The sequence below is a fragment of the Flavobacterium sp. genome (assembly GCF_028712645.1).
Classification (GTDB): Bacteria; Bacteroidota; Bacteroidia; order Flavobacteriales; family Flavobacteriaceae; genus Flavobacterium.
Genome location: NZ_JAQTPQ010000076.1, coordinates 1 through 14597 on the forward strand (window position 1 = coordinate 1; position 14597 = coordinate 14597).

Here is a 14597-nt window from a genome sequence, read left to right on the forward strand (position 1 = left end):
TACCAATATTGGTTTGATAAAAATATTAAGCAATCCCAATACAACAGCAACAATTAAGGCCGTTTCAAAATTGGCTACATAAACACTTGTCATAAAATGGGAAATTAGCAAAACCAAACCCGAAGTAATTAGAATCCTGATAATTAGTTTCATAAATTTTTATTTCAAAAGTAAAATAATTATTTTAAAAAAGAACTCGTTATTTCATAAAACAATTTCGGGTTTTCAGCGTGAAGCCAATGACCTGCGTTAGGAATGGTTTCTATTCTGGAATCTGGAAAATGCTGCTGGATGTTTTGAAAATCTTCATCCAAAACATAATTAGAATTTCCACCACGAATAAAAAGTGTTGGTTTATTAAAAATGGCATTCTCAGGAAACGGCTTCCCTATTTCCTCCATTTTTTGATTGAAAACTGAAAGATTAAATCTAAAAGCTAATTGTCCCGGCTCATGCCAATACAAGCTTTTCATCAGGAATTGTCTAGTCCCAAAATCAGTTATATATTGCGAAAGAATTTCTTCGACTTCATTTCTACTTGGTTTTTTCGAGAAATCTACTGCATTCAAACCTGCCAAAATAGTTTGATGATGTTGCGGATAGAATTTCGGTCCAATGTCGGCAACTATTAATTTTTCGACCATTTCTGGATAAGTTGTCGCGAAAAGCATCGCTGTTTTTCCTCCCATCGAATGTCCAAGAATGTTGATTTTTTCCAGATTATTAGCTTGGCAATAATCATAAACATCCTGAACCATTATTGCATAACTGAATTCCTCAGAATGAAAACTTCGTCCGTGATTACGCAAATCCAACAGATGAACCTCGCAACCATTGGCCGCAAATTGTGTTCCCATTGTTTTCCAATTGTCTGACATTCCTAAAAATCCGTGTAGGATTAAGAGTGGTTTGCCTGAACCTTCTATTTTTGAATACAACATTTAATTTTAGATTTTTTCACCATATAAGACATATAAGGTTAATTTTATTTCAGTTTTTGCAAATACATATTGACCACATTATCCAATCCAAGATAAATAGCTTCGGAAATGAGTGCGTGACCAATAGAAACTTCTAATAATTCAGGTATATTTTGTTGAAAAAATTGAATATTATCCAAACTCAAATCGTGTCCTGCATTGATTCCCAAACCTAGTTCATTGGCTAAAATGGCTGATTTCACATAGGGATCAATACCGTTTTTGTTCCCAATGCTGTATTCGTGAGCAAAGGCTTCGGTATATAATTCAATTCTATCGGTCCCAATGATTTTCGCACCTTCAATCATTTCGAGAACTGGATCAACAAAGATGGAAGTTCGAATGCCGTTGCGTTGAAATTCCTGAACAATTTCTGTTAAAAAACTCTTGTGTCTTGTTGTATTCCATCCTGCATTTGATGTTATGGCATCAACGGCGTCAGGAACTAAAGTAACTTGAGTTGGTTTTATTTCGAGAACCAGATCGATAAAACTTTTCTCGGGATTGCCTTCGATATTGTATTCGGTGTAAACTATCGATTTCAAATCACGAGCATCCTGGTATCGAATGTGACGCTCATCTGGTCGTGGATGAATAGTAATTCCTTGCGCTCCAAATTTTTGAATATCAGTAGCTACTTTTAATAAATCGGGAACATTTCCACCACGAGCGTTTCGCAAAGTGGCAATTTTGTTGATATTTACGCTTAACTTTGTCATTGAATTAATTTAATAAGAATAATTTTAGAACCTTGAGTTGCAAAAATACGAAGTAAAACTAGCCATTATTGCATAATTTTGATTATTTTGCGTCAAATATTTTGGATTATTTTATGACAGATATCACAGACTATATTACCAATGATTTTAAAGCGATTAACAGCCAAGAAACTATTGCGGTTGTTCAAGACTTTTTTGACGAATTAACTTTTTCACATTTCCCTGTGATTGAGGAGGAGATTTATATTGGTAGTATTGCGTCTGATGATGTTGAAACTTTTTCTACAGATAAAAAAATAATCGATTATAAATATTCTTTCGAGAAATTTTTTGCCAGAACCAATATGATTTGGCTAGATGTTTTAGAAATTTTCGCAAAAAACCATACTAATTTAGTTCCAGTTTTAGATGAAACCAACAAATATGTTGGCTATTATGAAATGTCTGATATTATAAATTTCTTTCACGAAACCCCTTTTTTACAAGAAACTGGAAGAGTTATTATTGTCAAAAAAAGAGTAATAGATTATTCAATAAGTCAAATTTGTCAAATTGTTGAAAGCAATGACGGCAAACTTCTTGGTTTATTCATCTCGGCTACTGATGTAGAAAACATTGAAGTCACACTTAAATTAGGTATGGGACCGATAAATGAAATTATTCAATCTTTTAGAAGATATAATTATGAAATTATATCAGAACATTTAGAAGATAATTATATCAATACATTAAAAGAACGCTCGGATTATTTGGACAAATATCTTAACATATAGCCTCATACTCATCGGAAGCTAACGGCACTCTCCAAAAAAGAAAGTAGAAAAAATGAAAGTAGCCATATACGGTCAATATTATCAAAATAACACAGAGCCAATTGTTAAAGACATTTTTGAGTTTTTTAACAAGAATAAGGTTGAAATGATTATCGAATCTAATTTTTCGAACATCTTACAAGAAAAAAATGTCATTGGAAAAGAATTCAAAACATTTACATCACATACAGATTTAAATACTAGTTTTGATATGCTTATCAGCATTGGTGGAGACGGAACCATTTTAAAGGCATCAACATTAGTTCGAGATTCTGGAATTCCCATTCTAGGAATAAATGCTGGAAGATTAGGTTTTTTAGCCACAGTTCAAAAAGAGAATATTGCTGAATTTATGCAACTCATAATCGAAAAGAAATATACTATTTCTAAAAGATCACTATTGAATTTATCGTGCATACCTGAAAATGTTTTGATTCAGGACATTAATTTTGCAATGAATGAAATTACCGTAAGTAGGAAAGACACTACTTCAATGATAACGGTAGAAACCTACCTGAACAACGAATACTTAAATTCGTATTGGGCTGATGGATTAATTATAGCAACACCTACGGGTTCAACAGGCTATTCGATGAGTTGTGGCGGACCAATATTGACTCCTGAAGTAAATAGCTTGGTCGTAACACCCATTGCTCCACACAATTTAAATGCCCGACCACTTGTAATTCCAGACGAAACCGAAATTCGACTAAAAGTTTCTGGTAGAGAAGAACATTACTTAGTTTCAATGGATTCAAGGGTTATTTCAGTAAAAAACGAAACAATATTGGTCATCAAAAAAACTCCTTTTCAAATAAATATGGTGGAAATCCCTGGAGAAACCTTCTTAAAAACCCTTCGTTCTAAATTATATTGGGGAGAAGACCGAAGAAATTAAATTGTTTTCGACATTTCATCATACGAATACCCTAATTTTTTCCGTTTGAGTGTTTTCGAATCAACAATTCGTGTTGTTTTTTTGTGACAATTATTCAATAAAAAACACATTTAAATGAATGCGTATTGATTCCCTTTGATAATTATTATATTTGCACGCAATTTTAATTAAATGTATAAATTTTTCAGTCTAATTTTCTTGTTTTTATTTTGTTCAATGAATGCTCAAATTCATGAGGTTGGCTTCTTTTTAGGAGGAAGCAATTATATTGGTGATGTTGGTTCAACAACCTATATTTCGCCTAACGAACCTGCATTTGGAATTCTATACAAATGGAATAAAAGTCCGAGACATTCTTACCGTTTTTCATACACACAATCAAAAATTGTGGCAAACGATTTGGATTCAAAAGAGCCGGGCAGAAATCAAAGAGGATATCGTTTTGAAAACAGCATAAAAGAAGTATCTTTAGGCCTTGAATTTAATTTTTTCGACTTTAATCTACATGATATAAAAAGGAAAGTTTCTCCCTATGTTTATTCTGGATTAAGTTTTTTTAATTATAGTGAATTGTATGTTTTATCAGGGGAAACACAAAAAGACAAAAACTCCAATTCATTAGCGATTCCGATAAATTTAGGCGTAAAATCGAATATTACACCTCATTTAATATTGGCTTTGGAGGTTGGAGCAAGATATACGTTTACAGACAATTTGGATGGAAGTAATCCGAAAAATGAAAATTTGAAAATGTTGCAATTTGGAAATATAAATAATAATGATTGGTATGTTTTTTCCGGACTTACCCTAACTTATACTTTTGGAAACACGCCTTGTTATTGTGCAGAATAAAAAATGAATTTAAAAGATAAAATAGACCCAACAAATTTACCTAAACATTTAGCCATTATCATGGATGGCAATGGTCGTTGGGCAAAGCAAAAAGGACTGTTACGTGCTTTAGGACATGAAAGTGGAACTAAATCTGTTAAAGAAAACATAGAATCGTGTGCTAAATTAGGAATTGAGTTTCTTACTCTGTATGCCTTTTCTACCGAAAACTGGAACAGACCAAAACTAGAAGTCGAAGCTTTGATGAAAATATTAATTAGATCATTAAAGAAAGAACTTAAAACACTAATAAACAACAACATTAAATTAAACGCCATTGGCAATTTAGAAAAATTGCCAAAATCAGCGCAAAGAGAATTATTGGATGTAATCGACAAAACTAAGGACAATACTCGAATGACGTTAACCTTAGCATTGAGTTATGGTTCGAGAGAAGAAATAGTAAATGCGGTTAAAAACATAAGTGATAAAGTTAAAAATAATATAATTTCAATAGACACTATTGACGATTCAATTATAAATGAGCATCTTTACACGCAAAATTTACCTGAGGTAGATTTATTAATACGAACAAGTGGAGAACATAGGATAAGTAATTTTTTGTTATGGCAAATTGCCTACGCAGAGTTATATTTTACTAATATATTATGGCCAGACTTTAAAGAACAAGATTTATATGAGGCTATCATTAGTTATCAAAAAAGAGAACGTAGATTTGGAAAAACAAGTGAACAAATTAAATAATTTTTTAGTGTTACATAAAAGCATAAAAATAGCCCTTTCCCTATTGATTTTTGGAAGTTTTTCACAAATTAAGGCTCAAGAAAGAGTTTCTTTTGACCAAGGAAAAAAATACATTCTGGCAGATGTTGCCGTTGTAGGTAAAATAAGTTTTAATGCTCAAACCGTAGTGACCTTTGCTGGACTCGAAAAAGGACAAGAAATTACCGTTCCTGGTGAAGAAATAAGCAATGCCATAAAAAAACTAGGAAAACTGGGTTTGTTCGATGAAATTTCATTTTATGTCAATAAAATTCAAAACGACAGCATCTATATTGATTTACATGTTGAAGAGTTACCCAAGTTGAATGAAGTGAAATTTGTTGGCATCAAAAAAAGCAAAATTGAAGGCTTGATCAAAGACAATGGTTTAACCAAAAGTAAAGTTGTAAATGAAAATTTAATTACAACAACAAAAAACTACATTGAAAATAAATATAAAAAAGACGGTTACTTTAATACAAAAGTTACTATAAATACTGTAAAAGATACTTCTTCAGTAAATATAGTAAATATGGTTGTGAAGATTGACAAAGGCGATAAAGTGAAGATTCAAGAAATTGATTTTGTAGGTAACACAAAACTCTCTGACAAAACCTTGCGAGGTGCAATGAAAGACACCAAACAAAAGAAACTAACTCGTGTCTTCAAAGCTTCTAAATTCATCAAAGAAAAATACAAAACTGATTTAGAAAAAGTAATTGCTGCCTACAAAGAAAAAGGATACAGAGACGCTAGGATACTTTCGGATTCAGTTACATACAATAAAAATAAAAATTCATTAGCAGTCAAAATAAACGTTGAAGAAGGAAACAAATACTATTTTGGAAATATCAAATTCTTAGGAAACACTGTCTATTCTGATCAAGCACTTAGCAGTATGTTAGGTATCAAAAAAGGAGAAACTTACAACGGTGTTCTTCTTGAGAAAAGAATTGCCGATAAATCAAAACCAGATAGCGAAGATATTACTAATCTTTACCAAAACAACGGTTATTTATTTTCCAATATAAATGCAGTCGAAGTAAAAACAGCCAACGACACGATTGATTTTGAAATAAGAATTAACGAAGGTCCCATTGCTTATTTTAACAAAATTACTGTAACTGGAAATGACAAGACAAACGACCATGTAATTTATAGAGAATTAAGAACAAAACCAGGTGAAAAATACAATAAAGAATTATTGATAAGAACCATTCGTGAAATTGGGCAGTTGGGATTTTTTGATCCAGAAAGCATTGAGCCTAAATTTAAAAACGTGGATGCGGCAGCTGGAACTGTTGATATTGAATACCCTTTAACCGAAAAAGGAGCCAGCCAGATTGAACTTCAAGGAGGTTATGGTGGCGGTGGTTTTATTGGTACTTTAGGGTTATCATTTAATAATTTTTCAGCTAAAAATTTATTAAATAAAAAGGCTTACAAACCTCTCCCTATGGGTGACGGTCAGAAAGTTTCCTTACGCTTACAAGGAAGTACCTATTTCCAAACATATAGCTTATCCTTCTCTGAACCATGGTTTGGCAAGAAAAAACCTGTTCAATTTAGTACCTCATTATCTTACACTAAACAATTTTTAAATAATTATCAAACTTATAAAGTTGACAAAACAAAAAGTTTTAATATAATGACCATCTCTGTAGGTTTGGCCAAAAGACTTTCTGTTCCTGATGATTATTTTGTACTGTCCCAATCTGTTAGTTACCAACATTATGACTTACATAATTACAATACTGGTTTGTTTACATTTGGTAACGGAGCTTCCAGAAACTTAGCTTATACAGTTGGATTATCAAGAAGCAACAAAGGTTTCAATCCGATATTCCCAACTTATGGATCAGAGTTTAGTATTTCAGGGAAATTTACACTTCCATACTCATTATTCAATGGAATTAATTATTCTACATTGGGAGATCAAGAGGCTTATAAATACAAATACACTGGCACTTCTTATATAGGCACTAATGGGATAATGGTAAATGAAGGAGATTATGTTGAAGCAGTTCCAAGCACAACAAATCCTACTCCAAATAGTGTAACTTCTTATGTAGATGCGGCCGCAGATCCTGCAAAAGTGGACCAAAAGAAATACAATTGGCTAGAATATTATAAAATAAAGTTCAAAGCTGATTGGTACACCAAAGTTTATGGTAAATTAGTGTTTAGATCTTTAGCAGAATTTGGTTTTCTGGGAGCCTATAATCAAAGTAGAGGTATTGTTCCTTTTGAGCGCTTCTATCTTGGAGGCGACGGGATGGCAAACTATTCAATGGATGGTAGAGAAACAGTAGCGTTGAGAGGATATCCAAATGGTTCATTAACCGATGCAACTGGTGGAACGATTTACAATAAATATTCGTTAGAAATGCGTTACCCAATAACCCTTAAATCATCGGCATCTATATATGCTTTAACGTTTTTAGAAGCGGGTTCGTCATTTAGTACATTTAAAAACTATAATCCTTTCGACCTAAAACGTTCTGCAGGTTTCGGTTTGCGTGTGTTTATGCCAGCTTTTGGATTACTAGGAATTGATTTCGGACATGGTTTTGACAGCTTAACCCCAGAAGGAAAAGCAAATGGATGGGAAACCCATTTTATTATTGGACAACAATTTTAAAAAATGATATAAATTTTTCAAATAAAGTAACATTATGAGAAAACAATTTCTATTTTTATTTATGATCCTGATTGTATCAAATACAATTCAAGCTCAAACTAGAGGAACAAAAATTGGTTATATTGATATGGAATACATTTTACAAAATGTACCCGATTATACTGATGCCCAAAATCAATTAGAGCAAAAGGCTCAAAAATGGAAACAAGAAATTGAAACTAAAAAAGTTGAAATAAATAAATTAAAGGACGCTTTAAAAGCTGAAAAAGCATTATTGACTAAAGGACTAATTGATGAGAGAGAAACTGAAATTAAGTTTCTTGAAGATGAAATGTTGGAATATCAACAAAAAAGATTTGGCCCTAATGGAGATTTAATGATACAAAAATCTGTATTAACAAAACCAATACAAGATCAAGTATTTACAGCCATTCAGGATATAGCTGAAGCAAAAAAATATGATTTTATTTTCGATAAAACTTCAGATTTGACAATGCTTTTCGCAGCCAAAAGATTTGATGTTAGTGACCAAGTTTTGCGAGTTATAACACGAGCTGATAAAAGAGAACAGCTAACAAAAAAACAACTTAAAGAAGAAGAAGCAAAAGAAAATAAAGAAGATGCTGAGAATGAAAATCCAGTTTTGGCAGATAGACAAAAAGCATTAGATGCAAAAAAAGAAGCTCGTGATAAATCTATTGCCGATAGAAAATCATTAATGGAAGAAAGAAAAAGAGCCGCCGAAGAAAAAAGAAATCAAATTCTAGCCAATAGAGGCGCATCAAAAACCGGAACAACAACAGAAACTCCTAAAGCAACTACCACATCTGTTAACGATGCTGAAAATGCAAAAACAGCCGCAGCTGATGCCAAACAAAAACAAGCTGATGCCAGAGCTAAAACTTTGGAAGATCGCAAAAAAGTAATTGAAGATCGCAAAAATGCAGCAGAAGAAAAAAGACAACAAATTTTAAAAGATAGAGAAGCTCAAAAAGCTAGCACCGCTACTTCTATCTCAAAAATTGCTGAGCCTAAAACTACTTCAGAAAAAGAAGCAGTATCAACAGCTGCGGATGAAGCGAAACAAAAACAAATAGAAGAAAGGGCAAAAACCCTTGAAGACCGCAAAAAGGTAGTTGAGGAAAATAAAAAAGCCCTAGAAGAAAAAAGAAAACAAGTATTAGAAGAAAGAGAAGCAAAAAAAACTGGCACGGTTTCTGAGAAAACGATTACCGAGGAAGTTAAAACTCCAGAGTCAGTTTCTGAACCAGTTAAAGAAACTTCAAAAACAACTGTAGAAGACGCCAAGCAAAAGCAAATTGATGCAAGAGCGAAAACATTGGAGGAACGCAAAAAAGTGATAGAAGATCGTAAAAAGGCTATTGAAGAAAAAAGAAAAAAAATACTTGAAGATAGAGAAGCTTTAAAGACAAAAACAGACACAATAAAAATAACGAAATAAAAATTTTAACCAATAATTAATACAAATACTTAAAAACGATGAAACAAATCAAAACTTTACTAATTGCTGCAATATTTATTTTAGGAGCAAACCAAACTATTAATGCACAAGCAAAAACAGCTCATGTTGATGTTAATGAAATTATGACAAAAATGCCAGCGATGATTGATGCCCAAAATCAGCTTGAAAAACTAAGTGCAACTTATGATGCTGATTACAAAAAAATGGCTGAAGAATTTCAAGCTAAATTAAAAAAATATGATGCAGAATCAGGAACTGTTACCGAAGCTGTAAATGCAGATCGTCAAAAAGAAGTTCAAGATATGCAAAAAAGAATTCAAGATTTTGGACAAAATGCTCAAAAAGAATTACAACAAAAACAAGAAGACATTACAAAACCTATCTACGAAAAAGTAAGAGCTTCTATCCAAAAAGTGGGTAAAGCAAAAGGTTTTCAATATGTTCTTGATGGCTCAACTTTATTACTTGCTGACGGTCCAAATTTGACTGCTGACGTAAAAAAAGATTTAGGTTTCTAAAAACCCCTTTTTAATAAACAAATAAAAACTGCTCTCCCAAGTTTGGGATTGAGCAGTTTTTTTTGTGAAATAAATATATAGGAAATTTAATTCGAAGCACTTAACTTTGTTTCTATGGAAGACAATCGACCTATCGGGATTTTTGATTCAGGAATTGGAGGAACTTCCATCTGGGCGGCCATACACCAATTACTCCCTAACGAGAAAACCATCTATCTTGCTGATAGCAAAAATGCTCCTTACGGACAAAAATCAAAAGCTGAGATTATCGCATTGAGCATAAAAAATACAGAGTTTTTGCTTAAAATGGATTGCAAAATAATTGTCGTGGCTTGCAACACTGCAACAACAAATGCTATACAGGAATTAAGAGCAAAATACAATGTTCCATTTATTGGAATCGAACCAGCAATCAAACCAGCGGCGACAAATTCGAAAACACAAACCATAGGAATTCTAGCAACTCAAGGTACTTTGAACAGTGAACTCTTTCATAAAACCGCCGAGAAATTCCAAGACATAAAAATTATCGAACAAGTAGGTCACGGATTAGTACAACTCATAGAAAACGGTGAAATCAATTCTCCTGAAATGACAAAATTGCTTCACTCCTATCTCACTCCAATGATTGAAGCCAATATTGATTATCTTGTGTTGGGATGCAGTCATTATCCTTATTTAATTCCGCAAATTAAAAAAATACTCCCTGCTCACATCCATATCATTGATTCTGGTGAAGCTGTTGCCAGACAAACCCAAAATGTTTTAAAAGAAAAAGTGGGATTTTCAACTGAAGATAAAAGCAATCCTGTTTTCTATACAAATACAGCCCCAAAAGTGCTTTCGGAAATATTGGAAAATAAATATACAGTGATTCAAAAAGATTTCTGAGATAGTGAATTTATTCTTCGGTTTTGTACCAATCTGAATACATCACATAATTATTTGCAATGCGTTCAATTTCGCCAGCAAAATCAGATTGATTAATTTCTTTTACCTTTTTGGCAGGAACTCCAGCATAAATACTTCCAGATTCTACGACTGTGTTTTGAGTAATCACAGCTCCAGCAGCAATAATTGAGTTACTTTCAACAATACAATTATCCATAACAATAGCACCCATTCCTATTAAAACATTATCGTGAATTACACAACCGTGAACCATTGCGTTGTGACCAATAGAAACATTATTACCAATTATTGTTGGATGCTTTTTGTAAGTACAATGAATAATCGCGCCATCTTGAATGTTTACTTTGTTTCCTATGGTAATAAAATTCACATCACCTCTAACCACCGCATTAAACCAGATACTACAAGAATGACCAAAAGTAACATCGCCCACAATAGTTGCGTTTTCGGCTATGTAACAATCATCAGGGATAGAAGGAGATTTTCCGTTTACAGATTTTATTAGCATTGTATAAAAATATATTTATGAATTAAATACTAATTAATCGCAGGACAATTACATTCATATTTTTCACGTTTGCAGAATAAATCAATTCCCAAAGTAATTTGATGAAAACCTCCTGTACCAAAATTCACATCGCCTGTAAGATGAGAATAGGTATAAGCAAACATAAATTTATCGAAATTTATACCAATAATAGGAGTTATATATTGTAATTTCTGAACAGAAACTCCTCCGCTGCCATTAAGGTATTCAGCACCATCAAAACTTCTACGATAAGACAAAGCACCCCAAACTTTTCCAAAATCAAGAGTTTTATATGCTTTTATATTAAGGTCAATCCATTTTTCTTTAGTTTTATCAACAAGCTGAAACAAGATAGAAGGTTCCCATAAAATTCTGTCCTTATCTCCAAAAACATAACCTGCACTCAATAAATATTTTCTCAAATTCGCACTTTCAGAATCAGTATAAATTTTTCTTTTAGATTCTATTGCATTTTGAACCGTTCCGTGTACATAAAAATCCAAATAATTATAAGAAGCTCCAAAATCTATATTAAAATAAGAAGCATCTTGCACAATCATTCCATTAATAATTGGGTCAAAATCTCCAGATTGCAAAAACTCAGTCTCATCAAGCTGACTTTGCAAAAAAGTAGTACTAATTCCAAAAGATAACTGATTCAAATCAATTTCGTCTCTTGAAAACATAATATGATGCGCATAAGTTAACTTCACTCCTTTCTGAGAATGATAACCGTTTTTATCGTTAAAGAGAATGATTCCAGCACCAGATTTTTCACCTAATCTACCATTAAAACTCAAGGTTTGAAGTGATGGTGCATCAACTTGGTCAAACCACTGTTTGCGAGCTGTGAGTCTAATTTTAGCACAGTTTGCAGCACCCGCCATAGATGAGTGTATTAAATAATAATTATCCGATAAATAATCTGAATAAACTGCAATACCTTCTTGTGAAAAAGAATATTGAGACACCAAGAAGAGAACTATAAAAACCTTGATTTTATGATACATTCAAAAAGTATTGTTTGTGAATACTAAACACCAATTAAAAAAACGCAAAAAAGAATAAAATATTTAACTTCTGTAACCTTTAAAGTTAATTTATTCTTTAAAAAATCAAATATAGTTATTAGTGGAAAATAACTTCGTTAAATTTGTAAAAAATTAAAAGAATAATGTCAAAAATAACAATAAAAGAAACGCAAAACCCAAGTATCTTAAAATTTGAATTTGAAAATTTTATTACCCAAAACGAAAGTTTCGAATTCAAAAACATCGACGAAGCCAAGAGTTCTCCTTTGGCACAACAACTATTTTATTTGCCTTTTGTAAAAACCGTTTATATCTCAGGAAATTTCATTGCAATCGAAAGATTCAGTATTGTAGAATGGGATGATGTAAAAGATGCTGTAGCGGAACAAATTGAATCATTTGTAACTAATGGAGGAATAATAATTACTCCTTCTGACAACCAAAAGAAGAAACAACCAATAACTGTTTATGGCGAAACTACTCCAAATCCTGCCGCTTTGAAATTTGTAGTAAGTAGAATGTTGACCAAAAATGCTATAGAATTCAAAAATATCGATGAAACAGCGGCTTCTCCATTAGCAAAAGAATTATTTAAATTTCCGTATGTAAAAGAAATTTTTATTGACGAAAATTACATTTCTGTAACCAAATATGAAATCAACGATTGGCAAGAAATAACTTTAGAATTAAGAACATTCATTAAGCAATTTATCGAAAACGGAGGAACAGTTCTTGACGAAAGTCTAGTAATCGCCAATGTTGAAAAAGAAAATGCAAAAAACCAAGACTTCGACAATCTTGATGTTACTTCACAACAAATCATCAATATATTAGAAGAATATGTAAAACCAGCCGTACAAGCTGATGGTGGAAATATTGCATTTGAATCTTATGAAGAAGCTACTAAAACGGTAAAAGTCACCCTTCAAGGTGCTTGTAGCGGCTGTCCATCCTCTACTTTTACATTGAAAAGTGGCATTGAAAATATGCTAAAAAGTATGCTTAACGATGAAAGTATCAAAGTCGAAGCAGCAAATGCATAATTAAGAATATCTTTAAATGAACCAACTTTCACAAGAAACGAGTCCGTATTTATTGCAACACGCCAGTAATCCTGTACATTGGAAAGCTTGGAATGCAAACTCTTTGGCTGAAGCCAAGGACAAAAACAAACTCATTATTGTAAGCATTGGTTATTCAGCTTGTCATTGGTGTCACGTTATGGAACACGAAAGTTTCGAGGACAAGGAAGTTGCTAATGTTATGAATGCAAACTTTATCTCTATCAAAGTCGATCGGGAAGAACGTCCAGATGTAGATGCCGTTTATATGAAAGCGGTTCAGATTTTGACAGGTCGTGGTGGTTGGCCGTTAAATATAATTACACTTCCTGACGGAAGACCAGTTTGGGGTGGAACTTATTTCAGAAAGGAACAATGGATTAATGCTCTCAAACAATTGAAGGAACTTTATCAGTCTAATCCAGAAAAGATGATTGATTATGCTGAAAAGTTGCATCAAGGAATTCAATCTATCCGAATTGTACCCAATGAAAAACCAAATGTCATCCCGAGCGCAGTCGAGGGACAATCCCAGATTACAAGTTTAGTCGAAAAATGGAAGAATAGTTTTGATTGGGAATTTGGCGGAATGGCAAGTTCACCAAAATTTATGATGCCCAACAATTATCATTTTTTAATGCGTTTTGCACATCAAAAAAAAGACAATGAATTACTTGAATTTGTAAATCTAACTTTGACAAGAATGGCTTTTGGAGGTGTTTTCGACACCATCGATGGCGGATTTTCGCGTTATTCGGTAGATAATAAATGGCACGTTCCCCATTTCGAAAAAATGCTTTACGACAACGGGCAATTGGTTTCTTTATACAGCGATGCTTATAAATTAACACAAAATCATCAATACAAAGTGGTCATTGAAAAAACTCTTTCATTTGTAGAAAGAGAATTAATGAATTCCGAAGGAGGATTTTATTGCGCTCTTGATGCTGATAGTTTAAACACCGAAAATCATCTCGAAGAGGGTGCTTTTTATGTTTGGAAAATGCCTGAATTAAAGACCATTATTGGAGACGATTTCGATTTGTTCAGTCAGGTTTTCAATATCAATACTTTTGGATTATGGGAAGATGGAAATTATGTCTTAATCCAAAACCAAAGCTTAGAGAAAATCGCAAAAGACAACAGCATTGAACTTATAACACTAGAGAAAAAGAAGAAATTCTGGGAAAGTGTACTCTACATCAAAAGAGAAAAACGTTCTAAACCAAGATTGGACGATAAATGTTTGACTTCTTGGAACGCCATAATGCTAGAAGGATTTATAGACGCTTACAAAGCTTTGCAAGATAAAAAATATATAGAATTAGCTTTGCAAAATGCCGATTTCATCATCAAAAATCTTTGGTCAAGCGAAGGGAGTTTGTTGCATAATTATAAA

At 32.7% G+C, this 14597-nt stretch carries 15 protein-coding genes; 10 read left to right on the forward strand and 5 right to left on the reverse strand.

Annotated features, from left to right (window positions below; all coding sequences use genetic code 11):
- The 3 genes from PHC28_RS07580 to PHC28_RS07590 form a co-directional block, all read right to left on the reverse strand.
- Positions 1-153 (reverse strand): phage holin family protein (locus PHC28_RS07580; RefSeq protein ID WP_300098148.1); only part of this gene is annotated, 153 nt, incomplete at its 3' end.
- A gap of 26 nt (positions 154-179) precedes the next feature.
- Positions 180-941 carry an alpha/beta fold hydrolase gene (locus tag PHC28_RS07585; protein ID WP_300098061.1) on the reverse strand — a complete coding sequence of 254 codons (762 nt, stop codon included), beginning with the start codon at positions 939-941 and terminating at the stop codon, positions 180-182.
- Between the two features lie 44 nt (positions 942-985).
- Entirely contained in the window at positions 986-1699 is a 714-nt protein-coding gene (locus PHC28_RS07590; protein WP_300098071.1) for a pyridoxine 5'-phosphate synthase, read from the reverse strand.
- Between the two features lie 113 nt (positions 1700-1812).
- On the opposite strand from PHC28_RS07590, the gene PHC28_RS07595 reads away from it, so the two are divergent.
- The 8 genes from PHC28_RS07595 (at position 1813) to murI (ending at position 10556) form a co-directional block, all read left to right on the forward strand.
- A complete protein-coding gene (locus PHC28_RS07595; RefSeq protein ID WP_300098091.1) occupies positions 1813-2472 on the forward strand; it encodes a CBS domain-containing protein in 660 nt (219 codons plus the stop codon).
- Between the two features lie 52 nt (positions 2473-2524).
- Complete coding sequence (locus PHC28_RS07600; protein ID WP_300098103.1) at positions 2525-3409, forward strand: NAD kinase; 885 nt, start codon at positions 2525-2527, stop codon at positions 3407-3409.
- A 171-nt stretch (positions 3410-3580) separates the two neighbouring features.
- Positions 3581-4261 carry a DUF6089 family protein gene (locus tag PHC28_RS07605; RefSeq protein ID WP_300098108.1) on the forward strand — a complete coding sequence of 227 codons (681 nt, stop codon included), beginning with the start codon at positions 3581-3583 and terminating at the stop codon, positions 4259-4261.
- Between the two features lie 3 nt (positions 4262-4264).
- A complete protein-coding gene (locus PHC28_RS07610; RefSeq protein WP_300098114.1) occupies positions 4265-5005 on the forward strand; it encodes an isoprenyl transferase in 741 nt (246 codons plus the stop codon).
- Positions 4938-7664, forward strand: coding sequence for an outer membrane protein assembly factor BamA (gene bamA, locus PHC28_RS07615; protein ID WP_300098120.1), 2727 nt, complete (start codon positions 4938-4940; stop codon positions 7662-7664). Before PHC28_RS07610 ends, bamA begins: the two co-directional genes overlap by 68 nt.
- Positions 7665-7698: 34 nt before the next feature.
- Positions 7699-9126: an OmpH family outer membrane protein gene (locus tag PHC28_RS07620; RefSeq protein ID WP_367278006.1), complete on the forward strand. Its 1428-nt coding sequence runs from the start codon at positions 7699-7701 to the stop codon at positions 9124-9126.
- 38 nt (positions 9127-9164) lie between these two features.
- Positions 9165-9665, forward strand: a complete 501-nt coding sequence (locus tag PHC28_RS07625) for an OmpH family outer membrane protein (RefSeq protein WP_300098124.1) — start codon at positions 9165-9167, stop codon at positions 9663-9665.
- 114 nt (positions 9666-9779) lie between these two features.
- On the forward strand, positions 9780-10556 hold the full coding sequence (murI, locus tag PHC28_RS07630) for a glutamate racemase (protein WP_300098131.1): 777 nt from the start codon (positions 9780-9782) through the stop codon (positions 10554-10556).
- A 10-nt stretch (positions 10557-10566) separates the two neighbouring features.
- On the opposite strand, the gene PHC28_RS07635 is transcribed toward murI, so the two are convergent.
- Both PHC28_RS07635 and PHC28_RS07640 read right to left on the reverse strand, forming a co-directional pair.
- Entirely contained in the window at positions 10567-11085 is a 519-nt protein-coding gene (locus tag PHC28_RS07635; protein WP_300098136.1) for a gamma carbonic anhydrase family protein, read from the reverse strand.
- A gap of 29 nt (positions 11086-11114) precedes the next feature.
- Complete coding sequence (locus PHC28_RS07640) at positions 11115-12116, reverse strand: type IX secretion system membrane protein PorP/SprF (RefSeq protein WP_300098139.1); 1002 nt, start codon at positions 12114-12116, stop codon at positions 11115-11117.
- A 164-nt stretch (positions 12117-12280) separates the two neighbouring features.
- Here PHC28_RS07640 and PHC28_RS07645 point away from each other — a divergent pair, with 164 nt between their 5' ends.
- Both PHC28_RS07645 and PHC28_RS07650 read left to right on the forward strand, forming a co-directional pair.
- Positions 12281-13180: a NifU family protein gene (locus PHC28_RS07645; protein WP_300098142.1), complete on the forward strand. Its 900-nt coding sequence runs from the start codon at positions 12281-12283 to the stop codon at positions 13178-13180.
- Positions 13181-13196: 16 nt separating this feature from the next.
- Positions 13197-14597, forward strand: a 1401-nt coding sequence (locus PHC28_RS07650) for a thioredoxin domain-containing protein (protein ID WP_300098145.1), incomplete at its 3' end; no start/stop codon positions are given.